The 24,007-nt window shown below is 71.6% G+C and carries 19 protein-coding genes and 3 pseudogenes; 14 read left to right on the top strand and 8 right to left on the bottom strand.

Going from position 1 to position 24,007, the window contains the following annotated elements; genetic code table 11:
* The first annotated feature begins 36 nt into the window (after window positions 1-36).
* From IEY17_RS05815 to IEY17_RS05805, 3 genes are read left to right on the top strand one after another with little or no spacing between them, the layout of a single operon-like run.
* The gene (locus IEY17_RS05815) at window positions 37-1,233 is read left to right on the top strand and encodes a glycine cleavage T C-terminal barrel domain-containing protein (protein WP_188986195.1); all 1,197 of its coding nucleotides are present in this window, start codon (window positions 37-39) and stop codon (window positions 1,231-1,233) included.
* A 28-nt stretch (window positions 1,234-1,261) separates the two neighbouring features.
* On the top strand, window positions 1,262-2,098 hold the full coding sequence (locus IEY17_RS05810; protein WP_188986194.1) for a methylenetetrahydrofolate reductase: 837 nt from the start codon (window positions 1,262-1,264) through the stop codon (window positions 2,096-2,098).
* Complete coding sequence (locus IEY17_RS05805) at window positions 2,095-3,792, top strand: formate--tetrahydrofolate ligase (protein WP_188986193.1); 1,698 nt, start codon at window positions 2,095-2,097, stop codon at window positions 3,790-3,792. Before IEY17_RS05810 ends, IEY17_RS05805 begins: the two co-directional genes overlap by 4 nt.
* Here IEY17_RS05805 and IEY17_RS05800 read toward each other — a convergent pair whose 3' ends face one another.
* Window positions 3,793-4,212, bottom strand: a complete 420-nt coding sequence (locus IEY17_RS05800) for an ArsR/SmtB family transcription factor (RefSeq protein ID WP_308423952.1) — start codon at window positions 4,210-4,212, stop codon at window positions 3,793-3,795.
* Between the two features lie 729 nt (window positions 4,213-4,941).
* Between IEY17_RS05800 and IEY17_RS05795 the strand changes: the two genes are divergently transcribed.
* A complete protein-coding gene (locus tag IEY17_RS05795; RefSeq protein ID WP_188986192.1) occupies window positions 4,942-5,277 on the top strand; it encodes a YnfA family protein in 336 nt (111 codons plus the stop codon).
* Window positions 5,278-5,407: 130 nt separating this feature from the next.
* Here the strand turns inward: IEY17_RS05795 and IEY17_RS25215 are convergent.
* Window positions 5,408-5,669: pseudogene (locus IEY17_RS25215) on the bottom strand (ArsR/SmtB family transcription factor); the annotation flags it as partial.
* Between the two features lie 23 nt (window positions 5,670-5,692).
* On the opposite strand from IEY17_RS25215, the pseudogene IEY17_RS25940 reads away from it, so the two are divergent.
* The 4 genes and pseudogenes from IEY17_RS25940 to IEY17_RS05780 all read left to right on the top strand — a co-directional run.
* Window positions 5,693-5,923: pseudogene (locus IEY17_RS25940) on the top strand (P-type ATPase actuator domain-containing protein); the annotation flags it as partial.
* A gap of 94 nt (window positions 5,924-6,017) precedes the next feature.
* Complete coding sequence (locus tag IEY17_RS25935; protein ID WP_308423951.1) at window positions 6,018-6,635, top strand: HAD-IC family P-type ATPase; 618 nt, start codon at window positions 6,018-6,020, stop codon at window positions 6,633-6,635.
* Entirely contained in the window at window positions 6,632-7,102 is a 471-nt protein-coding gene (locus IEY17_RS05785) for a hypothetical protein (protein ID WP_188986191.1), read from the top strand. The genes IEY17_RS25935 and IEY17_RS05785 overlap by 4 nt, the downstream gene beginning before the upstream one ends.
* A gap of 4 nt (window positions 7,103-7,106) precedes the next feature.
* Window positions 7,107-8,351, top strand: a complete 1,245-nt coding sequence (locus IEY17_RS05780) for a hypothetical protein (protein ID WP_229679859.1) — start codon at window positions 7,107-7,109, stop codon at window positions 8,349-8,351.
* Here the strand turns inward: IEY17_RS05780 and IEY17_RS05775 are convergent.
* A complete protein-coding gene (locus IEY17_RS05775; RefSeq protein WP_188986189.1) occupies window positions 8,317-10,437 on the bottom strand; it encodes a tetratricopeptide repeat protein in 2,121 nt (706 codons plus the stop codon). The genes IEY17_RS05780 and IEY17_RS05775 overlap by 35 nt on opposite strands.
* A 214-nt stretch (window positions 10,438-10,651) precedes the next feature.
* Here IEY17_RS05775 and IEY17_RS05770 point away from each other — a divergent pair.
* A pseudogene (locus IEY17_RS05770) lies at window positions 10,652-10,892 on the top strand (class I SAM-dependent methyltransferase); the annotation flags it as partial.
* Window positions 10,893-10,927: 35 nt separating this feature from the next.
* Here IEY17_RS05770 and IEY17_RS05765 read toward each other — a convergent pair.
* The 3 genes from IEY17_RS05765 to IEY17_RS05755 all read right to left on the bottom strand — a co-directional run bounded on the left by IEY17_RS05765 (window position 10,928) and on the right by IEY17_RS05755 (window position 14,640).
* A complete protein-coding gene (locus IEY17_RS05765; RefSeq protein WP_188986305.1) occupies window positions 10,928-11,566 on the bottom strand; it encodes a DUF1349 domain-containing protein in 639 nt (212 codons plus the stop codon).
* Between the two features lie 48 nt (window positions 11,567-11,614).
* Entirely contained in the window at window positions 11,615-12,028 is a 414-nt protein-coding gene (locus IEY17_RS05760; protein ID WP_188986188.1) for a universal stress protein, read from the bottom strand.
* A 98-nt stretch (window positions 12,029-12,126) separates the two neighbouring features.
* The gene (locus tag IEY17_RS05755) at window positions 12,127-14,640 is read right to left on the bottom strand and encodes a DEAD/DEAH box helicase (RefSeq protein WP_188986187.1); all 2,514 of its coding nucleotides are present in this window, start codon (window positions 14,638-14,640) and stop codon (window positions 12,127-12,129) included.
* A 180-nt stretch (window positions 14,641-14,820) separates the two neighbouring features.
* Here IEY17_RS05755 and IEY17_RS05750 point away from each other — a divergent pair, with 180 nt between their 5' ends.
* From IEY17_RS05750 to IEY17_RS05730, 5 genes are all read left to right on the top strand, one after another.
* A complete protein-coding gene (locus IEY17_RS05750; RefSeq protein ID WP_188986186.1) occupies window positions 14,821-15,024 on the top strand; it encodes a hypothetical protein in 204 nt (67 codons plus the stop codon).
* A 176-nt stretch (window positions 15,025-15,200) separates the two neighbouring features.
* Window positions 15,201-17,066, top strand: coding sequence for a methylmalonyl-CoA mutase family protein (locus tag IEY17_RS05745; protein ID WP_188986185.1), 1,866 nt, complete (start codon window positions 15,201-15,203; stop codon window positions 17,064-17,066).
* Window positions 17,063-19,279 carry a methylmalonyl-CoA mutase gene (gene scpA, locus IEY17_RS05740; RefSeq protein WP_188986184.1) on the top strand — a complete coding sequence of 739 codons (2,217 nt, stop codon included), beginning with the start codon at window positions 17,063-17,065 and terminating at the stop codon, window positions 19,277-19,279. Before IEY17_RS05745 ends, scpA begins: the two co-directional genes overlap by 4 nt.
* Window positions 19,280-19,341: 62 nt before the next feature.
* Window positions 19,342-20,328, top strand: coding sequence for a methylmalonyl Co-A mutase-associated GTPase MeaB (gene meaB, locus IEY17_RS05735; RefSeq protein WP_188986182.1), 987 nt, complete (start codon window positions 19,342-19,344; stop codon window positions 20,326-20,328).
* 25 nt (window positions 20,329-20,353) lie between these two features.
* Window positions 20,354-20,710: a GntR family transcriptional regulator gene (locus tag IEY17_RS05730; protein WP_188986180.1), complete on the top strand. Its 357-nt coding sequence runs from the start codon at window positions 20,354-20,356 to the stop codon at window positions 20,708-20,710.
* Between the two features lie 95 nt (window positions 20,711-20,805).
* Here the strand turns inward: IEY17_RS05730 and IEY17_RS05725 are convergent, their stop codons facing one another.
* Together IEY17_RS05725 and IEY17_RS05720 are read right to left on the bottom strand one after the other, a co-directional pair.
* The gene (locus IEY17_RS05725; protein WP_188986178.1) at window positions 20,806-22,968 is read right to left on the bottom strand and encodes a putative bifunctional diguanylate cyclase/phosphodiesterase; all 2,163 of its coding nucleotides are present in this window, start codon (window positions 22,966-22,968) and stop codon (window positions 20,806-20,808) included.
* 85 nt (window positions 22,969-23,053) lie between these two features.
* Complete coding sequence (locus IEY17_RS05720; RefSeq protein ID WP_188986176.1) at window positions 23,054-23,863, bottom strand: SAM-dependent methyltransferase; 810 nt, start codon at window positions 23,861-23,863, stop codon at window positions 23,054-23,056.
* Window positions 23,864-24,007: the final 144 nt, after the last annotated feature.

Genomic DNA, 24,007 nt, shown 5'->3' with positions numbered 1-24,007 from the left:
AATCCGCCACGGCCGACCCCAGATTGGAGCCTCCCCATGAGCATCAACCCCAACCCCGGAGTCCTGCTCTACCCGCGCATCCGCAAGTCGCCGTTCTTCCACGCGTCGAAACGGCACGGCGTGGGGCTCTACAGCGTCTACAACCACACCTACCACCCGCGCCACTACGGCGACCCGGTCGGCGAGTACTGGGCGCTGCTGGACGGCGTCACGCTGTGGGACGTCGGCGTGGAACGGCAGGTGGAGATCACCGGGTCCGACGCGTTCGAGTTCACCAACATGCTCGTGCCGCGGGACCTGACCAAGTGCAAGGTCGGGCAGTGCAAGTACGTGTTCATCACCGCCGAGGACGGCGGCATCATCAACGACCCGGTGCTGCTCCGGCTCGGTGAGAACCACTTCTGGCTGTCGCTGGCCGACAGCGACGTCATGTTGTGGGCCAAGGGCCTGGCGTACCACCTCGGGATGGACGTGCAGATCCGCGAACCAGACGTGGGACCGGTGCAGATCCAGGGCCCGAAGTCCCGCGACGTGATGGTCGACCTGTTCGGGGAGTCCATTTTGGACGTCCCCTACTACTACGCGGTGGACCGCGAGCTCGACGGCATGCAGGTGGTGGTGTCGCGCACCGGCTACACCGCCGAGCTGGGCTACGAGATCTACCTGCACAACGCCAGCCGCGACGGTGTGAAGCTGTGGAACACCATCTGGGAGGCCGGCGAACCGCACGGCATGCGGGTGATCGGGCCGTGCCACATCCGTCGCATCGAGGCCGGAATCCTGTCCTGGGGCTGCGACATCACCTACGACACCAACCCGTTCGAGGTGGGCTACGGCTTCGAGAAGACCTGGATGGTCGATCTGGACCAGGAGGCGGACTTCATCGGCAAGGCCGCGCTGCAGCGGATCAAGAGCGAGGGCATCAGCCGCAAGCTGGTGGGCGTGGAGATCAGCGGCCCCAGCGTGGGGTCGTTCAACGACGGCGAGATGGTCGACGCCTTCGACGTGCACGACCCGCGCGGGCTGCGCATCGGCGAGGTCACCTCGGCCTGCTACTCGCCGCGGCTGCAGCGCAACATCGGCTACGCGATGGTGCCGATCGCCTACCACGAGCTGGGCACGGAACTGGTGGTGCACACCCAGCACGGCCCGCAGGAGGCGGTGGTGGTGGAAAAGCCGTTCCTGGACCCAACCAAGGACATTCCCAAGCGGCTCGTGCGCGCGAGCGCGTAGCGACGATCTGACTGGGGCGGTGAGCGCGATGAGCACCGAGCACCTGCAGGAATCCCTGGCACGAGCCCGCTTCGAGGTGCTGCCGCTGCGGGGCGCCGTCGACCAGGCCGAGCACCTGCCGCCGGGGACGACCGTGACGGTCACGGCGTCCCCGGCCAAGGGCACCGAGGCGACCCTGGACCTGTGCGCCCAGCTGGCGGGCCGGGGACTGCGGCCGGTGCCGCACCTGGCGGCCCGGCTGATCGCCGACCGCGCACACCTGGCCGCCGTGCTCGACCGCGTGGCCGAGCTCGGGTTGGCCGAGGTCTTCGTGGTGGCCGGGGACTCCCCGCAGCCCCGCGGCGAGTTCCCCGACGCGCTGGCCCTGCTGCGCGCGATGGAGGAGGTGGGGCGGCGGCCGCCGTGCGTGGGCATCACCGGCTACCCGGAGCGGCACGCGTTCATCTCCGATGTCTCCACCATCCGGGCGATGGCGGAGAAGTCGCGGCACGCCGACTACGTCGTCTCGCAGATCTGCTACGACCCGCGCACCATCGCCACCTGGATCGAGCAGGTGCGGGCCCGCGGCGTGTGGTTGCCGATCCACATCGGGATTCCCGGGGTGGTGGACGCGCACAGGCTGTTGCGGATCTCGTTGCGGATCGGGCTGGGCGAGTCGATGCGGTTCCTGCGCAAGCAGCACGGCGTGGTGTCGAAGCTGCTGACCCGCTACACGCCGGAGGAGTTGCTCGACGAGTTGTCCCCCCACCTCGTCGACCCCGCCTGCGGCATCGCGGGCTGGCACTTCTTCACGTTCAACGAAGTTGCGAAGACGGTGCAGTGGCGCCACGATCTGGTCGCCCGACTCCGGGAGGTTCCGGCATGACCATTCCGTCCGATCTGGACATCTCCCGCGCCACCCCGCTGACGCCGCTGGAGGACGTCGCCGCGCAGCTGGGCATCGGTGCGCACCTGCTCGAACCGCACGGGCGCAGCGTCGCGAAGATCTCGCTGGACGCCATGGAGGAGCTGTCCAACCGGCCGACCGCCCGCTACGTGGTGGTCTCGGCCATCACGCCCACCCCGCTGGGCGAGGGCAAGACGACCACGACGGTCGGTCTGGGGCAGGCGCTGCGGTATCTGGGCAAGCGGTCCGCGGTGGCGATCCGGCAGCCGTCGATGGGGCCGACGTTCGGCATCAAGGGCGGGGCCGCGGGCGGCGGGTACAGCCAGGTGGTGCCGATGGAGGCGCTGAACCTGCACCTGACCGGCGACATGCACGCGGTCACCGCGGCGCACAACCTGCTGGCCGCCATGCTGGACAACCACCTGCACAAGGGCAACGCGCTGGGCATCGACCCGCAGCGGATCACCTGGCGGCGGGTGCTGGACGTCAACGACCGCGACCTGCGCAACATCGTCACCGGGCTGGGCGGCCGCGCCGACGGCACCCCGCGGCAGACCGGGTTCGACATCACCGCGGCCAGCGAGGTGATGGCGGTGCTGGCGCTGTCCACGTCACTGCAGGACATGCGGCGGCGGCTGGGGCGGATCGTGGTCGGCTACACCCGCGACGGCGCGCCGGTGAGCGCCGAGCAGCTGCGCGCGGCGGGCGCGATGACGGTGATCATGCGGGACGCGATCAAGCCGAACCTGATGCAGACCACCGAAAACACGCCGGTGCTGGTGCACGCGGGCCCGTTCGGCAACATCGCGCACGGCAACTCCTCGGTGGTGGCCGACCGGATCGCCAGCCGGTGCGCGGACTACGTGGTCACCGAGGCCGGGTTCGGTGCGGACATGGGCGCCGAGCGGTTCTTCAACATCAAGTGCCGCGTCTCCGGGCTGCGTCCGGACGCGGCGGTGCTGGTGGCCACGGTGCGCGCGCTGAAGGCACACTCCGGGCGGTACACGGTGGTGGCGGGTCGGCCGCTGCCGCCCGCGATGCTCGCGGAGAACCCCGACGACGTGCTGGCCGGGGCGGCGAACCTGCGCAAGCAGATCGACAACATCCGGCTGCACGGGGTGTCCCCGGTGGTGGCGATCAACGCCTTCCCCACCGACCACCCCAGCGAGCACCAGGCGATCCGCGAGGTGGCCGAGGCCGAGGGCGCGCGCGTGGCGGTGAGCAACCACTACCTGGAGGGCGGCAAGGGCGCGGTGGAGCTGGCCGAAGCGGTGGTGGCGGCCGCCGAGCAACCCAGCGGTTTCCGGCTGCTGTACCCGGATTCAGCGGACCTGCGGACGAAGATCGAGACCATCGCGACCAGGGTGTACGGCGCGGCGGGCGTGTCCTACCAGCCGGCGGCGTCCCGCGCACTGGACGCCTACGAGGCCAACGGCTTCGGCGACCTGCCGGTGTGCATCGCCAAGACGCACCTCTCGCTGAGCTCCGACCCGACGCTGCTCGGCGCCCCGACGGGCTGGACCCTGCCGGTCCGCGAGGTCCGGGCCTCGGTGGGCGCGGGCTTCATCTACCCGATCTGCGGCGAGATGCGCACGATGCCGGGCCTGGGCTCCCACCCGGCAGCGGAATCCATCGACATCGACGAGAACGGCAACATCATCGGCCTCAACTGATCAGTCCGGGCTGCCCTTCGCCGAGCGGCTCGGCGAAGGGCAGCCCTCACTCGCGGTTCCAGGCGGCGACGAGGTCGAGCAGGCCCGGGAAGCGGGCGTTGAGGTCGTCGACGCGGACGTGGCTGCGGCGTTCCGCGCCGTACTGGCGCTGCGGATCAGGCCCGCCTCGCGGAGGGCCCTGAAGTGGTGCGTCAGCGACGACTTGGGCCGGTCGAAGCCGAACCAGCCGCAGGGGTGGTCGAACTCCTCCGACTCCAGCAGCAGCCTGCGCACGACCTCCATGCGCAGCGGGTCCGCCAGGGCCGCGAACACGGTCTCCAGGCGCAGTTCGTCCGCGGCGGGCTCGGGCAGCGGGTCCGGCAGGCCCGCGGGCTCCGGCTGCTTCCGGCGGGCAGCGGCGGCCGGTGACATCGGCAACATCCCTCGATTGTACGAGTTTCTTCGTACTTCGGCTAAGTTCGACTCGAATCGTACACCGCCCCCGAGGAAGCAGCCATGACCCAGCTCGCCCCGTCCTCGGCGACCGCCGCCCGCACCGACCAACCGCCCCGATGGGAGATCTGGCTGGCCGCCTGGCCGGTCACCGCCGTGCTCGCGCTCCAACGCGGCCACCCCGCTCTACGTGCTGTGGCAACGGGAAATGGGCTTCTCCGCGGGCGTGCTGACGGTCGTCTACGCCTGCGACATCGCGGGGGATCCTCGCGGGCGGCACGGCCTTCGTGATGTTCGCCGCCGCCACCGGGGTCCAGTTCGCCGTGCAGCGCCTGCGGATCCGCACGATCCTGCTCACCGGCACCGCGGCCACCGCGGCCAGCATGGTGGCGCTGGTCCTCGCCGTGCACTGGGCCTCAGCAGCCCTGCTGGTCGCGGCGGCGGTGCTGGCCGGGGCAGGACAGGGCTTCGGCCAGCTCGGCGGGTTGTCCCTGCTGAACAAGCACGTCCCGGCGCAGCGGCGGGCGGAGGCCAACGCAGCGTTCAGCGCTGGCGGCTACCTGCCCGCCGGGGCGCTGCCGGTCGCCGTCGGGTACCTCGGCGACGCCGTCGGTCTCCCGCTCAGCATCACCCTTTTTTCGGCGCGTTCATGGTCGCGGTGGTGGTCGCAGGCGGCGTGGGCGTCCCCCGCCGCGCCCGCTGAAATACCGTGGTGGCATGACCGTCCTGCGTTCCGTGGTGCTGTTCGTGCTGGCCGCCATCGCCGAGATCGGCGGCGCCTGGCTGGTGTGGCAGGGGGTCCGGGAGCTCCGCGGCCTACTGTGGATCGGAGCCGGGGTGGTGGCGCTGGGCCTCTACGGGTTCGCCGCCACCCTCCAGCCCGATCCGCACTTCGGCCGCATCCTCGCCGCCTACGGCGGGGTCTTCGTCGCGGGCTCCCTGCTGTGGGGCGTGTTCGTCGACGGCTTCCGGCCGGACCGCTGGGACGTCATCGGGGCGCTGATCTGCCTGCTCGGCGTCGCGGTCATCATGTACGCCCCGCGCACCGGCTGACCGTCGGGAAGTGCGGCAGAAGTGCTTTGCGTGGCGGTGCGGGTGGCGGTGCGAGCTGAGTCCCACACCGCCAGCGGCTGACGCCGCTTGCGAAGCAGTACCTAGTCGGAGATGCCCAGGCGCAGGTGCTGACGGCCTCGTCGAGCAGCTGCGCGACGTGGTTGTCGTACAGGGAGTACACGACGCTGCGGCCGGAGCGGTTGCCGACCACCAGGCCCAGCGAGCGCAGCAGGCGCAGCTGGTGGGAGACCGCGGACTGCTCCATGCCGATGGCGTCGGCCAGTCCGGTCACCGCCATCGGCCGCTGCCGCAGCTCGCTGAGGGATCAGCAGGCGGGACGGGGTGGCGAGGGCCTGGAGCGTCTCCGCGACCGAGGCGGCCGACGTCGCGTCCCACCGCCCGCACCAAGGACTCGGTGCGCAGCCTGCTCGACCTCGCCCCGGAGACCGCGGTGCGGGTCCGCGACGGCGTCGAGGAAACCGTCAGCACCGAACAGCTGCAGGTCGGCGACGTGATCGTGGTCCGGTCCGGCGAGCGGATCGGCGCCGACGGCGAGGTGCTCGACGGCGGCAGCGACGTCGACCAGGCCACCATCACCGGCGAACCGCTGCCGGTCGCCAAGCAGCCCGGCGACGAGGTGTTCGCCGGGACCCTCAACGGCACCGGCGCGCTGCGGGTGCGGGTCACCAGCCCCCCGCGACGGACAGCCCGCGGACCTGGAGGCCGAGAACCACACCGCCGTGGTCGTCACCGTGGACGGCGCGCAGGCCGGGGTGCTCGGCATCGCCGACCGGCTGCGCCCGGACGCCGCCGAGGCGGCGCGGGAGCTGCGCGAACTCACCGGGGCGGAGCCGGTGCTGCTCACCGGCGACAACGAGCGCGCCGCCAAGGAGGTCGCCGCACAGGTCGGCATCACCGACATCCGCGGCGGACTGCTGCCGCCGGACAAGGTGGCGGCCGTGCGGGAGTCTGGGCAGCGCACCATGGTGCTCGGCGACGGCGTCAACGACGCCCCGGCGCTGGCCGCCGCGCACTGCGGTGTCGCGATGGGGCGCGCGGGCGCGGACCTGACGTTGCAGACCGCCGACGTGGTCGTGGTGCGCGACGAACTGGCGGCAGTGCCGAAGGTGGTGGAGCTGTCCCGGCGGGCGCGCCGCCTGGTGAAGCAGAACCTGGTGATCGCGGGCACCTTTATCACGGTCCTGGTGGTGTGGGGCCTGGTCGGCCACCTGCCGCTGCCGCTCGGCGTGGCCGGCCACGAGGGCTCCACCATCATCGTCGGCCTCAACGGGCTGCGGCTGCTCGGCGAAACGTGCCTGGCGGAGCCGCTGACCCGTGCGGTTATCGTGACCGCATGACGAGATGCGGCGGCGGAGCGTGGGATCCGGGTCGAGGCGTGCGTCGCGACCCGGACCTGCGGACCGTCCGGCCGGTGCGGCAGGTGCTGGTCGTCGCCGACAACGTCACGGCGATGACCCGCCTGCTCGACGTGGTGGACCTGTTCGAGGGCGACTTCCGCGTCGGGCTGGAGTTCGCCTGGAACAGCGCCGACCCCACCCCGAACGGGCTCGCCGACCTGTTCGCGGCCAAGGGCGTCTTCCCGCTGCCACCGGAGGAGATCGGCGACAGCCGGTTCGACCTCGCCATCACCGCTGGGCACAGTGGACTGTCGGGCATCAGGGCTCCGATTGTCTCGGTACCGCACGGAATTCGGTACACTAAAGTGGTACCGGAAGCCGGAAGCCGGAAGCCGGAAGCCGGAAGCCGGAAGCCGGAAGCCGGAAGCCGGAAGCCGGAAGCCGGAAGCCTTCGGCCTGTCGCGTGATCTGGTGGTGCACGACGGCGTCCCGATCCCCTCGGCGATCGTGCTGTCCCACCACGAGCAGTGGGCTCGGTTGCGGGCGGCGGCCCCCGAGGCCGCCGACGTCGCACACGTCATCGGCGATCCCTGCTACGACCGGCTGCGCGCCAGCGCCACGTGGCGGCTGCGCTACCGCCGCGCGCTCGGCGCCGACGACGGGGAGACCGTGCTCGCCATCAGCTCCACCTGGCGGGAGGAGTCGCTGCTGGGCGAGGTCTCCGAGCTGTACGAGCGGTTGCTCGCCGAACTGCCCGTCGACGAGTTCCGCCTCGTGGCGATCCTGCACCCGCACATCTGGTACCAGCACGGCCCGGACGCCGTGCACCGCTGGCTGGCGCCGCACGAGCGCTCCGGGCTGCTCGTCGTGCCGCCCGAGCGCGGGTGGCGGGCGGCCCTGGTGGCCGCTGACCAGTTGATCGGCGACCACGGCTCGGTGACCGCGTACGGCGCGGCCATCGGGCTGCCCACCTCGCTGGCCGCGTTCCCGGAGTCCCGGGTGGCTGCCGGGTCCGCGGTGGCGGTGCTCGGTTCCCTCGCCCCCCGGCTCGACCTGGCCCAGCCGCTGCTGCCGCAGTTGCAGAAGGCGGCGGCCGAGCACACCCCGGCGAAAGCCGCCGCCGTGCACGAGATGATCACCTCCTGCCCGGACGAGGCGGCGGACCGCCTGCGGGCGCTGTGCTACTCGATGCTGGAGCTGGACGAACCGCGCACCGAGCCCGGCGTGCCACCGGACACCACGGCCGGGCTCCCCGACGCACCGTGGCCCTGGCGCCCCACGGCCATGTACGTCACCGGATCAGTCCACAGCGGACGCAGCGTGGCGCTGGACCGGTACCCGGCGGAAATGCTGCGGCCCGAGCAGATCCCCTCGCGGAGCCACCTGGTGGTGGCGGCCGACCACCCGGGTCGACGGATGCGCGCGGTCGCGGACATCGCGGTGCTCACCGACGCCACCGCGTGGGGCCGTCATGCTCGAACCTGGTTGTCGGACGCTCTGTCCGCCCAACCGGGCCTGCAACTGGCAGCCGCGGTCGACGGGGGCACCTGCACCGTCCGGACGCGCAGCGGCGAGCAGGTGCGGCTCAGCGGAACCGGCGAGCCCGCGCTGCACGCCTCAGCGGTGTTCGAGTGGCTGGCCGCCGGTCGCGACCTCGCCGACCTCTCCCCCGGCCTGACCGTCAACGGCCACCTGGTGTCGGTCGATCTCCACTGAAATCGCCGCCCCCGCGCAGCAGCGCCCGCGCCCGGCGGTTCCCCAGCACAGTGAGGATCTCTGCGGCCTCCCGCCGCCGCGCGGCGGCACCCTGCTCGTCCCCGTTCCGCGCGCTGAGTTCGGCGAGCAGTTCCAGCGCAGCGGCCTGGTCGGCAGGCATCCGCGCCGCCCGGCACAGGTCGAGCGCCCTGCGCGCCCACATCGACGCGTCCACCTGTTCATGGCGCTGCAACAGTGCTTCAGCCAGCGACAACGCCACTTTCCCGCTGTTCGCCGCTTCTTCGAACTCGGAGAAGGTCTCGAACGCCTCGCGCAGGCGCGGCACTGCCTCCGCGGCACGCCCTGCGCGGGTGAGCACCCGTCCGGAATGCATGCGGTACAACGCCAACGGACGCCGCTGCCGCCCCGGCTCGAAACGGGTTTCGATGATCTCCTTGGAGCCTTCGAAACACGCGAGGGCCGCATCGAGATCGCCGCGCCGCTCGTGGATGAGCCCGCGCCACTCGGTCGCGCTCTGCTGGCCCCAGGCGTCGTCGTTCCGCTCCGCAATCTCGGCGGAACGGTCGAACTGCTGCTCCGCAGCGTCGTACTCGCCGACCGCGAAGTGCGCCGAGCCGTACTGGGAGTGCATGCGCACCAGGGCTCGCTCGTCACCGGCCGCTTCGGCGGCCCTGACCCCGACCTCCTGGATCTCCAGCAGGTCCGCGAAGTGGTTGCGGTCGTTGAGGAACGGGAACAGGGTCTCGCACAGCTGCCAGGCCCGGTCGGGCGCACCCACCTCGACGGCGATGCCCACCAGCGCGATCAGCGCCTCCCGCTCCGCCTCCAACTCGTCGAGCGCCCGCTGCACGGCCCCTTCGCCCCGGTGCGCGGCAACCACCGCCTCGTACCGGGTGCTGAGCCGACGGCGCTTAGACAGCACCACGTCCCGCGCCATCGCGAAGTCGTGGTAGTGCTCGACCAGCCGGCGAAGCGCCGACTGCGCATCGTCGTCAGAGGTCAGCTTCGACCGCGCGTGCTGCCGCAGCAGCGCATGCATGCCGTACCGCCCCGGCGCCGCCGGGACGACGAGGTGCGTCCGGCGCAGAGCCCGCAACAGGTCCTCTGCGTCGTGCACCCGTCGGTCGAGCAGTGCCGCGGCCGCAGCCACGGTGAACTCCGAGCCCGGGTGGCAGCCCAGCAACCGGTAGGCGTGCTGCTGGTCCGCCGACAACGCCCGGTAGCCGACCTCGAAGGCTCCGGCGACGGGGTTCTCCCCGTCGACTTCCAAGCGTCGCAACAGGTCCGGGGCCACACGATCCACATAGGACGAGATGGAGGTCCGGTCGCCGAGTTGCGTAGCCAACACCTGCAACGCCATCGGATGCCGCCCGCACGCCTCGCTCAACTTCCGCAGCGCGTGCTGCTCGGCCGCTGCCCCGTTGCCGAGTGCCTCCGTCAGCAGCTCGACAGCGGCGTCCTCCTCGAAAGGCGCGAGCGGCAGCGACCGGATGCCGCTCGCCAGGAACGTCAGCTCGCGGCGGCTCGTGACCAGCACAGCGCTGGTCGGTGAGGACGGCAGCAGCGCCCGCACCTGCGCGGCGGTCGCCGCGTCGTCGAGGACGACCAGGATTCGGCGGTACGCGGTGATCTCGCGGAACGCCGCACCGCGCTCCTCCTCCGTGGACGGCAGCGCCGGACCGCTCAACCCGAGTCGACCGAGGAACGTGCCGAGCACCTCTGCCGGGGTGCGGGCCCCCGCGGGATCGGAGCCGTGCAGGTCACCGACGAAGATGCCGCCTGGGAACTCCTCGCGCATCCGGTGCGCCCACCGCAGCGCGGTCAACGTCTTGCCAATGCCAGGCATGCCGCTGAGCACCACGACCAGCGGCGCCCCGGCCTGCTCCGCCTCCCGCCACAGCCGGTCGAGCTCGTGCAGCTCCGCGGTCCGGTTGGTGAAACCCAGGTGCCGCGGGTCGAGCGTGAGCATGTCCGGAACCGGTGGCTCGCGGTGGCCGCCGAACTGCATCAGGAGCTGGTCGATGCGACCGGCCTGGATCAGGTTGCCGTCCACGGAACCGCTGTTGCCGTTCTGCCACGCGTCCAACTCCGACCCCCAACACCGGCGCTGTCGATCTCCTCCTCCGGAGACCATACCGGGCGGAGCAACGGACGGTGCCGACATCACCACACGTCGTCAAGCCCCGCTCCCCGGGTGCGGTGGGGCGGGTGGCAGGGTTCCGGGTTGACGTGGGCGGAAGAGAGTTGTCGTGTCGTCGGAGCAGTGGGGTGTGTCCGAGGGCGTCGGCGTCACCGCGTTGATGGTCGCCGCGGCGGGCTCTGGAGAGCCGCCGGGAGGACCGGCTGATCGACGATCCGTACGCCGCGCCGCTGGCGGGGCCGCTATCCGGGTTCGACCCGGCCCGGCCGACCGCGTGGTTGGCCGAGGGGCTGCTCGTCTACCTGCCCGCGGCGGCCGAGGCCGCGCTGCTGCGGGGCGTTCACGACAACTCGGCGCCGGGGAGCCGGATCGCGGTGGAGGACCTGACCACCAACCGGTCGCTGCACCCCGCCCGCGATGACCGGGGGGTGCGCTCCTAGTCGGACAGTCCCGGCTCGGCACCGGACGGTTCGGGGGTGACGGGCGGTTCGGCGTCGGTGAAATCGAGTTCGGCGAAGCGGATCGGAAAGCCCGCACCGTCCGGGGACGCGCACATCGGGCCCGCCTCGGCCGGGACGTCCGGTGGGAAGTAGGCGATTCGCAGGACCGCCTTCGGCGTGCCGCCCTCCGCTGCGTAGCGGATGGTCACCGCGTCGTCGGCCCGCTCCATCTCGATGGTCACCGACTCGACCGGACCGCACACCGCCTCCAGCGGCAGCACGCTCCAGTCCGACACCTCGCGGGTGACCACCGCGCTGAGCATCTGCTCACCGTCGACGTACTCGATCCCGGCCTTGATCCAGTTGCTCTCGTCCAGCCGCAGCAGCAGCCCCGCCTGGTCGTGCTGCTCACGGTAGTCGCCGAAGAACCGGGTGGACAGCCTGAACCTGCCGCCCACCGGGCGTAACAGGGCGTGACCGGTGTCGCGCACGAAGCCGTGGTGCGTCGTCCGCCAGAAGTCGGTGCCGGAATCCGCGGTGACCGTCAGTCCCGCGTAGGACAGCCAGTTCACCGGCTGGTTCAACCAGCGCCAACCACCGAGCCCGAACAGCGTGATGCCCTCGGCCTGCTGCATGCCCACCCGTCTCCATGTGTCCGGCGCTAGGCCGGTTGTCGAAAGTGCTCAGCGGACGACGACCACCGGGCAGCGCGCGTGGTGCACCAGCTTCAGCGCCACCGATCCGACCAGCATGCCGGTGAAGGCGCCGTGGCCCTTGTCGCCCAGCACCAGCAGATCGGCCTGCTCGGACAGCCCGACGATCTCGTCGACCACATGCCCGCGGATGAGCCGGGAACGCAGGTCCACCTCGGGGAACTCGCCGCGCACCGCGTCCACCGCGGTGTCCAGCGCCGTGCGGGCCCGCTGCTCCAGCTCGCTGTCCGGGGTCGGCAGACGATATCCGAACTGCACCGGTTGGTGCCAGACCATGATCGCGTGCACGATCCCGCCGACCTGCCTGACGTGGTCGGCGGCCCAGCGCAGTGCTCGCACCGATTCGTCCGACCCGTCCACTCCGACTGCGACTGTCTGCGGCATGTGCGGACTCCTCTCTGCGAGCTCGCCAGGGATGCTAGGCGGGCCCCACCGTGGCCGCCACCGCCGTCGGTGTACCCCACGATCGGGTGAGGCGCCGGTCAGAGCTGGTTGACGGCCGTGATGCGGAGGACGGCCGCGCCCGCTTCGTCGGAGGCGGCGAGGTCGACCTCGGCGCTGATGCCCCAGTCGTGGTCTCCCTCCGGGTCGTCGAAGATCTGCCGCACCAGCCAGCGGTCGGGCTCCTCGGTGATCATCAGCAGCGCCGGGCCGCGCGCGTCCGGGCCGGTGCCGATCTCGTCGTGCTGGTCGAAGTACTCCTCCAGCGCGTCGGCCCACGCGTCGGCGTCCCACCCGCTGTCGGCATCCAGCGCGCCCAGCTCGTCGTAGCAGCGGCGGGCCGCCAGCTCCACGCGGCGGAACAGGGCGTTGCGCACCTGCACCCGGAAGGCCCGCTGGTTGCGGGTGATCCGCTCGGGCTCCTCGTCGACCGGGGCGGCCGTGGGTTCGGCACCCGGATGGCGCAGCTTCTCCCACTCGTCGAGCAGGCTGGAGTCGACCTGGCGGACCAGTTCGCCGAGCCACTCGATGATGTCGGTGAGCTCCTCGGTCTTGGCGTCATCGGGCACGGTGTGCCGCAGCGCCTTGTACACGTCGGCCAGGTAACGCAGCACCAGACCCTCGGAGCGGGCCAGCCCGTAGTGGTTGACGAACTCGACGAAGTTCATCGCCCGCTCGTACATGTCGCGGGCCACCGACTTCGGCGACAGCTCGTGCTCGCCGACCCACGGGTGGCCCTTGCGGTAGGTCTCGTAGGCGGCTTCCAGCAGGTCGGCCAGCGGACGGGGGTGGGTGATCTCCTCCAGCAGCTCCATCCGCTCGTCGTAGTCGATGCCGTCGGCCTTCATCTGCGCCACCGCCTCGCCGCGGGCCTTGAACTGCTGCTGCGCCAGCACCTGCCGCGGGTCGTCCAACGTGGACTCGATGACGGACAGCACGTCCAGCGGGTAGCTCGGCGACTCGGCGTCCAGCAGCTCGATGGCGGCCAGCGCGAACGGCGACAGCGGCTGGTTGAGTGCGAAGTCGAACTGCAGGTCCACGGTCAACCGCACCCGGCGGCCCTGCTCGTCGGGCTCGTCGAGCTGCTCGACCACCCCGGCGGCCCGCAGCGCGCGGTAGATCGCGATCGCGCGCAGGATGTGGCGTCGCTGCGCCGGCCGGTCCTCGTGGTTGTCGGTGAGCAGGTGCTTCATCGCGGCGAACGCATCGCCGGGGCGGTTGATGACGTTCAGCAGCATCGCGTGGTTGACCGCGAAGCTGGAGCGCAGCGGCTCGGGTTCGGCGGCAACCAGCTTGTCGAAGGTCCTCTCGCTCCAGGACACGAAGCCCTCGGGCGCCTTCTTGCGCACCAGCTTGCGCTTCTTCTTCGGGTCGTCCCCGGCCTTGGCCAGCGCCCGCTCGTTCTCGATCTCGTGCTCCGGCGCCTGCACCACCACGTATCCCGCGGTGTCGTAGCCGGCGCGGCCCGCGCGCCCGGCGATCTGGTGGAACTCGCGGGCCTTCAGGTGCCGGGTGCGGGTCCCGTCGAACTTGGTCAGCGCGGTGAGCAGCACGGTGCGGATCGGCACGTTGATGCCCACGCCGAGGGTGTCGGTGCCGCAGATGACCTTGAGCAGCCCGGCCTGCGCGAGCTGCTCGACCAGCCGACGGTACTTCGGCAGCATCCCGGCGTGGTGCACGCCGATGCCGTGCCGCACCAGCCGCGACAGGGTTTTGCCGAACCCGGCGGTGAACCGGAAGTCGCCGATCGCCTCGGCGATGCGGTCGCGCTGCTCGCGGGTGGCGACCTTGACGCTCATCAGCGCCTGCGCCTGCTCCAGCGCGGACGCCTGGTTGAAGTACACGACGTAGACCGGGGCCTGGTTCCCGGCCAGCAGTTCCTCGATGGTCTCGTGCAGCGGCGTCTTCGCGTAGCGGAAGGTCAGCGGGATCGGCCGCTCCGCCGAGGTGACGACCGCGGTCTCCCGGCCGGTGCGCCGGGTGAGGTCCTTCTGGAAGAAGCTGACGTCGCCGAGGGTGGCCGACATGAGCACGAACTGGGTGCGCGGCAGCTCCAGCAGCGGCACCTGCCAGGCCCAGCCCCGGTCGGGCTCGGAGTAGAAGTGGAACTCGTCCATCACGACCTGGTCGACATCGGCGCGGTCGCCGTCGCGCAGCGCGACGTTGGCCAGGATCTCGGCGGTGCAGCAGATGATCGGCGCGTCGGCGTTGACGCTGCTGTCGCCGGTCATCATGCCGACGTTGTCGGCGCCGAAGACGTCGACCAGGGCGAAGAACTTCTCCGACACCAGGGCCTTGATGGGCGCGGTGTAGAAGCTGCGCTTGCCGGCGGCCAGGGCGGTGAAGTGGGCGCCGGTGGCCACCAGGCTCTTGCCGGACCCGGTCGGGGTGCTCAGGATCAGGTTCGCCCCGGTCACCACCTCCATCAGCGCTTCCTCCTGCGCTGGGTAGAGCTCGATGCCCTGGTCGGTGGTCCAGGTGACGAACGCGTCGAGGATCGCGTCCGGGTCCGGGTCGCCGGTGCCGGGCGCGGGGAGCAGGTCGGTGAGCTTCATCGTGCCTCCGATCGTCCCTGGTCAGCTTCGGCGGTGGCCAGCCGGGGTGGCCCTGCGGGCGCGACGCGGTGGTCACCGGCGGCGACGCCTGCGGTGGGCGGCCACCACCGGCCCAGGCGCTGCGGGCCGACCACCTCTTCGACGGCAGACGCGTCGCGCGCGGTGCTCGACAATGAAGGCATGACGAACCGACACGTGCGCTTCGTGGGCGGGCCGCTGGACGGGCGCGTGCAGGGCCTGCGCGACTCGGAGGCGGTCGCCGGCCGCCTCCTGCGCCACATCTACCTGCACGACGGCCCGAAGATCGAGACCCACTACGAGCTCCACTACACGCCGGAGGCGGGGTGGGTCTACCACCTCTGCGGCCGCGGCCACGAACCGTAGCCGCCCCGGATCGCCGGATCAGACGCCGAGCACACCGCGCGTTTGTGGGATCCCGCCAAATCCGGCGGGCCGGCGGCTCGGGGTCCCAACAACCGGCGGGCCGCTCGCGCGGCCTGCGACGTGCCTCACAGTCGTGATCGGGTTCGGTCCCGGGGCACCGGCCTACCATCACAGCCATGGTGGCGCACTCGACGGCGAGCTGCGGCGGACCGGAACTCGTCCTGGCTGCGGAGTTCCCGGAACCGACCCGCGAGCAGTGGCGGGACCAGGTGCGGACGGTGCTGGCGCGGTCCGGGCTGCTCAGCGAGCAGGCCCCCGGCGAGGCGGTGGAGGACGTGCTCGCCACCACCACCTACGACGGCATCACCGTGCACCCCCTCTACACCGAGGGCCCGACGGAGTCCGGGCTGCCTGGGCTGGCGCCGTTCGTGCGCGGCAGCCGCCCGCAGGGCAGCGTCGCCGACGGCTGGGACGTGCGGCAGCGGCACGAGAACCCCGACGCCGCGGAGACCAACCGGGAGATCTTGGCGGACCTCCACAACGGCGTGTCGTCGCTGTGGCTGCGGCTCGGCGCCGGTGGGCTGGCCGTGGACGACCTCGCGGACGCCCTCGACGGTGTCCACCTCGACATGATCGGCGTGACCCTGGACGCCGGTGCGGATGCCGGCGTCGCGGCGGAGGCGCTGCTCGCGCTGGCCGCCGAGCAGGGGGTGCGCGGCAGCGCGCTGCGCGGCAACCTCGGCGCCGACCCGCTGGCCGAGCAGGCCAGGACCGGCCGCCCCGCGGACGCCGAGGTCGCGGTGTCGCTGGCGCGCCGCTGCGCCGCGGACTTCCCCGAACTCGGGGCGTTGGTCGTCGACGGGCTGCCCTACCACGAGGCGGGTGGCTCCGACGCGCAGGAGCTCGGCTGCTCGCTCGCCGCCGCCACCACCTACCTGCGGTGGCTGACCGAGGCCGGGCTGGACGTGGACACCGCGGCCCGGCTGCTGGAGTTCCGCTACGCCGCGACCGCCGACCAGTTCCTCACCATCGCCAAGCTGCGCGCCGCCCGCCGGCTGTGGGAGCAGGTGACCCGCTCCTGCGGCGTCGCCGAACCGGCGCGGGCGCAGGCGCAGCACGCGGTGACCTCGGCGGCGATGCTGACCCGCCGCGACCCGTGGGTGAACATGCTGCGCACCACCATCGCCACCTTCGCCGCGGGGATGGGCGGCGCGCAGGCGGTGACCACGCTGCCGTTCGACGCCGCCATCGGGCTGCCGGACTCCTTCGCCCGCCGCATCGCGCGCAACACCCAGTCGCTGCTGCTGGAGGAGTCGCACCTGGCGCAGGTGATCGACCCCGCGGGCGGCTCCTGGTACGTGGAAAGCCTGACCGACGAGCTGGCGCGGGCGGCGTGGCGCTGGTTCCAGCGCATCGAAGCGGCCGGGGGGCTGCCCGCCGCGCTGGAGTCCGGGCTGGTCGCCGACGAGCTCGCCGCCACCTGGGAGCGGCGCCGCGAGGCGATCGCGCACCGCCGCGACCCGATCACCGGTGTCAGCGAGTTCCCGAACCTCGACGAGCCGCCGCTGCAGCGCGTGCCGTTGCCGCAACGGCCCGGCGGGGGCCTGCCGGTGCACCGCTACGCCGAGGACTTCGAACGGCTCCGCGACGCCGCCGACGCGCACCTGGCCGCCACCGGCACCCGGCCCGCGGTGTTCCTCGCGACGCTGGGCTCGCTGGCCGCGCACCACGTGCGGGCCTCGTTCGCCCGGAACCTGTTCGCCGCGGGCGGCATCGCAAGCACCGACGCCGGGGCCACGGAGTCCACTGCGGACGTTCTCGCCGCCTACCGCGGGCAACCGGTGGTGTGCCTGTGCTCCAGCGACGAGCTCTACGCCGAACGCGCCGAGGAAACCGCCCGGGCGCTCAGGCAGGCCGGGGCCCGGCACGTGCTGCTGGCCGGGAAACCCGGCACGGCGCGGGCGGACGGGTTCGTCTTCGCCGGATGCGATGCGCTGGCCGTCCTCACCGACGTCCAGGACAGGTTGGGAGTGGGACGATGACGCAGATCCCGAACTTCGCCGAGATCCCCCTGGACACGGCCGCCGCCCCGGCCGATCAGCCGCAGCTGCAGCGGTGGCGGGCCGACGTGCTCGCGGCCACCGGCAAGGAGGCCGACGCCCTGGTGTGGGAGGCCCCGGAGGGCATCGGGATCCGGCCGCTGTACACCGCGGCCGACACCGAGGGGCTGGACTTCCTGCGCACCTACCCGGGGCTGGCGCCGTTCCTGCGTGGCCCGTACCCGACGATGTACGTCACCCAGCCGTGGACCATCCGGCAGTACGCGGGGTTCTCCACCGCCGAGGAGTCCAACGCCTTCTACCGGCGCAACCTCGCCGCCGGGCAGAAGGGCCTGTCGGTGGCCTTCGACCTGGCCACCCACCGCGGCTACGACTCCGACCACCCGCGCGTCGCCGGCGACGTCGGCATGGCCGGGGTGGCCATCGACTCGATCTACGACATGCGGCAGCTCTTCGACGGCATCCCGCTGGAGAAGATGAGCGTGTCGATGACCATGAACGGCGCGGTGCTGCCGGTGATGGCGCTCTACATCGTCGCCGCCGAGGAGCAGGGCGTCCCGCCGGAGAAGCTGGCCGGGACCATCCAGAACGACATCCTCAAGGAGTTCATGGTCCGCAACACCTACATCTACCCGCCTCAGCCGTCGATGCGGATCATCTCCGACATCTTCGCCTTCACCTCGCAGCGGATGCCGAAGTTCAACTCCATCTCGATCTCCGGCTACCACATCCAGGAGGCCGGGGCGACCGCCGACCTGGAGCTGGCCTACACGCTGGCCGACGGGGTGGAGTACCTGCGCGCCGGACTGCAGGCCGGGCTGGACATCGACTCCTTCGCCCCGCGCCTGTCGTTCTTCTGGGGTATCGGGATGAACTTCGCGATGGAGGTCGCGAAGCTGCGCGCCGCCCGCCTGCTGTGGGCGAAGCTGGTCAGGCAGTTTGGGCCGAAGAACCCGAAATCGCTGTCGCTGCGCACCCACTCGCAGACCTCCGGCTGGTCGCTGACCGCCCAGGACGTCTACAACAACGTGGTGCGCACCTGCGTGGAGGCAATGGCCGCCACCCAGGGCCACACCCAGTCGCTGCACACCAACGCGCTCGACGAGGCGCTGGCGCTGCCCACCGACTTCTCCGCGCGCATCGCCCGTAACACGCAGCTGGTGCTCCAGCAGGAGTCCGGCACCACGCGGGTGATCGACCCGTGGGGCGGCAGCTACTACCTGGAGCGGCTGACCCAGGACCTCGCCGAACGCGCCTGGGCGCACCTCACCGAGGTCGAGAACGCCGGTGGCATGGCGCAGGCCATCGACGCGGGCCTGCCGAAGCTGCGCATCGAGGAGGCCGCCGCCCGCACCCAGGCCCGCATCGACTCCGGCCGCCAGCCACTGATCGGTGTCAACAGGTACCGCTACGACGGCGACGAGCAGGTCGATGTGCTCAAAGTGGACAATGCCGTGGTCCGCGCGCAGCAGCTGGAGAAGCTGCGGCGGCTGCGCGAGGAACGCGACCCCCAGGCGTGCGAGGACGCGCTGCGTCGGCTCACCGCCGCGGCCGAGGCCGCGATGTCCGGCGAGCGACCGGACGACCTGGCGCACAACCTGCTGACCCTGGCGGTGGACGCGGCCCGCGCGAAGGCGACCGTCGGGGAGATTTCGGGCGCGCTGGAGAAGGTCTTCGGCCGTCACTCCGGGCAGATCCGTACCATCACCGGCGTGTACCGGGAGGAGTCGGGGCCGTCGGAGCGGCTGGCTGAAGTTCGCCGCCAGGTTGAGGAGTTCGCCGAGGCCGAGGGCCGCCGACCGCGCATTCTGGTCGCCAAGATGGGCCAGGACGGCCACGACCGCGGGCAGAAGGTGATCGCCACCGCCTTCGCCGATCTCGGTTTCGACGTCGACGTGGGGCCGCTGTTCCAGACCCCGGCCGAGGTGGCCCGGCAGGCCGCCGAGTCCGACGTGCACATCGTCGGGGTCTCCAGCCTCGCCGCCGGGCACCTCACGCTGGTGCCCGCGCTGCGCGACGAACTGGCCGAACTGGGGCGCGAGGACATCATGATCGTCGTCGGCGGCGTCATCCCGCCCTCCGACTTCGACGCCCTGCGGCAGGCGGGGGCGAGCGCGATCTTCCCGCCCGGCACCGTGATCGCCGACGCCGCGCTGGGCCTGCTCGACGAACTCCGCACCCGGCTGGAGCACTGAGAGACTGTCCTGTGCAGCGGCGCAGCCGCTTGGCAGAACGAGTTCGACAGACAGGTCTGGTCATGCCCCGCACCATCGACGTCCAGGACTACGCCGAGGGCGTGCTCGCCGGCTCCCGCACCAAGCTGGCGCAGGCGATCACGCTCGTGGAGTCGACCCGCGCCGACCACCGCGCGCGGGCGCAGGAACTGCTCGTCGAGCTGCTGCCGCACAGCGGCGGCGCGCACCGGGTCGGCATCACCGGGGTGCCCGGGGTCGGCAAGTCGACGTTCATCGAGTCGCTGGGCTCGATGCTGACCGCCGCCGGGCACCGCGTGGCGGTGCTCGCGGTCGACCCGTCGTCGACGCGCAGTGGCGGCAGCATCCTGGGCGACAAGACGCGGATGGGGCGGCTGGCGACCGATCCGGCGGCGTTCGTGCGACCGTCGCCGTCGGCCGGCACGCTCGGCGGCGTCGCGCGCGCGACCCGCGAGACGATCGTGCTGATGGAGGCGGCCGGGTTCGACGTGGTGCTGGTGGAGACCGTCGGCGTCGGTCAGTCCGAGGTGGCCGTGGCGGGCATGGTGGACTGCTTCCTGCTGCTCACCCTCGCCCGCACCGGCGACCAGCTGCAGGGCATCAAGAAGGGCGTGCTGGAGCTGGCCGACGTCATCGCGGTCAACAAGGCCGACGGCGATCACGAGGCCGAGGCGCGCAAGGCGGCCCGCGAGCTGCGCGGCGCGCTGCGCCTGCTCACCCCGCTCAGCGCGAACTGGACTCCCCCGGTGCTGACCTGCAGCGGCCTGACCGGAACCGGCCTGGACGCGGTGTGGGAGCAGGTCGTGCGGCACCGGGCGGTACTGGAGGACACCGGCGAGTTGACCGAGAAGCGCAGCCGCCAGCAGGTCGAGTGGACCTGGGCGCTGGTCCGCGACCAGCTGATGTCGGAGCTGACCCGCCACCCGGCGGTGCGGGCGATCGTCGACGACGTGGAGGCCGCGGTGCGCGCCGGGGAGCTCACCGCCAGCCTCGCCGCCGACCGGCTGCTCGACGCCTTCCGGAAGTCCTGACCATTTCAGAGAGTCTCGGAGAGCCATGCGGATCAGTGTTGACAGCACCTCGGACGTCCCGCCCTACGAGCAGGTGCGGTCGGCCATCGCCGAGCAGATCAACAGCGGCGAGCTGCCGGTGGGGGCGAAGCTGCCGACGGTCCGCGCGCTGGCGGCCGACCTGGGCATCGCGGTGAACACCGCGGCCCGGGCGTACCGGGAGCTGGAGCAGGCGGGGCTGCTGGAAACCCGTGGCCGGGCGGGCACGTTCGTCAGCGACGCGGGCGACCAGGCGGCGGCGCGGGCCGCCGAAGCGGCGGCGACGTACGCGCAGATCACCCGGGCCCTGGGCATCCGCCGCGAGGACGCGCTGGCGATCGTGCGCGCCGCACTGGAGGCGTGATCCCGTTGTTTTTCGGGCTACAGCGGCGGCTGCAACCCTGGCAGGATCGCCGCCCCGGGCGGCTCGGTGCTTGCTGAGAGGGGCGCTGCGGAGCGCTAGGCGAGGTTGGTGCCCTCGAGAAAGTCGGGGACGTCGAAGGACAGTAGGGGTTCGCCGAAGAGCGCTCCGGCGCCGATCTCACAGCCGATCTCCCGCCAGACCGCCGCCTGCTCCTCGGAGTCGACCCCGCTGACGCACACCGCCGCGCCGCATGCGTGCACCAGCGGCACCAGGCTGCGGATCGCCTGCACCTCGGGCACTTCCGGGGATTCCGCGGTGCGCACGATGTCGACCAGTGCGTCGTCCAGGCGCACCACGTCGGCCGGCAGGTCGCGCAGCAGCCGCAGTTCCTCGGGCGAGCCGTGGAAGCCGTGCAGGGACGTCCCGATGCCGCGGTTGGCGAGATAGCGGACGTTGTCGCGGGCTTCCTCGTTGTCGCCGCCGACCGCCGCCACCGGCAGGCACAGCCGCAGCCACTGCGGATCGACGTCCCCCGCGTCGAGCGCGCGGTGGATCATCGCGGCCAGGTCGGGATCCTGGCCCTGGTTGCGGCTCAGCATGAGCGTCAACCGCACCCGGTGCCCGGACTCGTGCCACTCGCGCAGTTGCTGCCAGGCCGTCTGGAACATCCAGTCCCGCAGCGACAACGTCACCCCGGACCGCTCGGCCAGCCGCAGGACCTCGGTGTGCTCGAAGGTGCCGTACTGACCGGTCTCCCATCGCAGTTCGGCCCGCAACGTGACCAGCCGACCGGAGTCCAGCCGCGCCAGCGGCCGGTAGACCACGTCGAACTCCCCGAGCTCCAGGCCGCCCGGCATCACCGCCGCCAGCTTGGACTCGACGCGCTCCTCCGGCGCCCGGTCCGGGTCGAACAGCGCCCACTGCCGCTTGCCCGCCGACTCCGCGCGGCGCAACGCGACGTCCGCGGCCCACAGCATGTTCGCCGCGTCCGCTTCGGCCACCACCCGCTGGACCACGCCGACACTGGCCGACGCGGCGATGCCGTGCTCGCCGACGTAGATGGGTTCGGCGAGCATCTCGTTGATCAGCTGGGGCAGCTGCGCGACCGGTGGGGTCGTCGCCTGCTCCCAGATCATGACGGCGAACTCGGTGCCGCCGAAGCGGGCGACGATGGCCTCCTCGTTCTCGACCAGCGCCTCCAGCCGCCGGGCCACCACCTTGATCACCCGGTCGCCGACCTCGTAGCCCAGCCCGTCGTTGATCAGCTCGAAGCCGTCCAGGCTCAGGTGGTACAGCGTCAGCCGGGCGTCCGCGGGCAGCTGCGCGATGGCCGCCTCCAGCCGGGTGTGGAAGAACTGCCGGTTCGGCAACCCGGTCAGCGCGTCGTGCAGCGCCTGGTACTGGAAGCGCTCCTGCAGCATGTGCAGTTCGGTGATGTCCTCGACCATCGTGACGAAGTTGCACGGCGCCCCGTCCGATCCGCGCAGCACCGACACCGCCAGGTACGCCCAGGCTTCCTCGCCGTTGGCGCGCAGCAGGCGTTTCCGCTCGCTGAGCCGCTGGGCGCTGCCGCCCTCGGCCAGTTCGGCGTAGGCGCTGGTCAGGTACTCGGCGTCGTCGGGATGGAACAGGTCGTGGATCGTCATCGACGCCAGGTGCTGCGAGTGGTAGCCGAGGGTGGCCTCCCAGGCCGGGTTGACCTGCACGAACTTGCCGGTCAGGTCGCAGATCGCGACCCCGATCGGGGTGGTGGTGAACACCTCCCCGAACCGCGCCTCGCTGGCCGCCAGTTCCCGGTCGGCCTTCAGCTTCGACCGCAGCAGCGCCTTCTTCAGCGTCTCCTGCTGGATGAACGTGCTCTCGCGGTCGGCCGCGGCGTACCCGGCGGCGATCGCGGCGACGAGGCCCATCATGCCGCGCACCTCGTCGTTGCCGAGCTGGTGGACCAGCGCGTCGCGCAGCACGGCCAGGCTCAGCGTCAGGCTGTCCTCACCGGTGGCGTGGATCTCGACCAGTCGGCTGCCCACGGCGCGGCCGACCTCCTCCACCGCGACCGGATCGTCCAGCGCCTTGACGATGTCGGTGAGCAGGTCCTGCAGGGTGTGCTCGACGGTGTCGCGGGCCAGCGGGATGTAGGAGGCGGTGCTCAGCTGAGCGGCCCACCGGCGGGCCACCTCGGCCCGCCACTCGGCGTCGTACCGCTGCGGGACCAGCACCTCCGGCGTCCCTTCAGGGGCGTCGGCAGTTCCCTCGCTCATCTTGACCGTCCGTCACGCGTTCGCTGGCAATGCCACCTTCCTAACAACATCATCGACGATCTGCGACACGCCCCCCGTGAGCGGCTCACAGCTTGCGTCCCACCCCCGCGTAGATCTGCGAGCCGCCGGGCTCGTCGGCGGCCTGTTCCGGCCGGTCGGGGCGCCACAGCGCGGTGCCCACGATGCCGGGTTCGACGATCTCGAAGCCGGCGAACAGCTCGGTGATCTCCGCGCGGGTGCGGGGGTGGATCGGGTCGGAACTGCGGCGCATGATCTCCACCACACCGGCCATCTCGTCCGGACTGATGTCGGCGGTGAAGTGCGACAGCGCCAGGTAGCTGCCAGGGGCGAGCGCGTCGCGGTAGGCGGCGATGATCGCCGGGGCGTCGGCCTCGTGCGGGACGAAGTGGATGACCCCCGCCATGATCAGCCCGATCGGCTGGGAGAAATCCAGCAGCCGGCGGGTTTCCGGGTGCTGCAGGATGGCGTCCGGCTCCAGCAGGTCGGCCTGCACGATGGTGGCGTTGTCGTTGCCGTCCAGCAGCAGCTGGCTGTGCGCGACGGCGACGGACTCGTGGTCGACGTAGACCACGCGCGCCTGCGGGTCGATGTCGTGGGCGATCTCGTGCACGTTGCCGACCGTCGGGATCCCGGAGCCGACGTCGAGGAACTGCCGGATGCCCTGATCGGCGAGGAACACCACTGCCCGGCGCAGAAAGGCCCGGTTGAGGCGGGCCACGTCCCGCGCGCTGGGCAGGGCGGCAAGGAACTTCTCGGCCAGCGCGCGGTCCGCAGCAAAGTTGTGCGCGCCACCGAGCAGGTAGTCGTAGAGCCGCGCCGCGCTGGGAACCTCCTCGTCGACGTCGTCAGGAACCCACGTCGCCTGTTCGGTCACGGTGGCGCCTCACTCCTTGTGCCAGTGCGTGTCGGCAAGACTACTGGGTGACACCAGCCGGGCCGGTGAGGCGTGACCGTGCCGCGACCATCCGTATCGATCGAGACGACTTTTCGAACAAATTGGACAAAGCTGCGCCTGATC

It is taken from the genome of Saccharopolyspora thermophila (genome assembly GCF_014646075.1).
In the GTDB taxonomy this organism is placed as follows: domain Bacteria; phylum Actinomycetota; class Actinomycetes; order Mycobacteriales; family Pseudonocardiaceae; genus Saccharopolyspora; species Saccharopolyspora thermophila.
The sequence above is the reverse complement of the archived record's forward strand: the minus strand, read 5'-3'. Positions and strand labels throughout refer to the sequence as shown.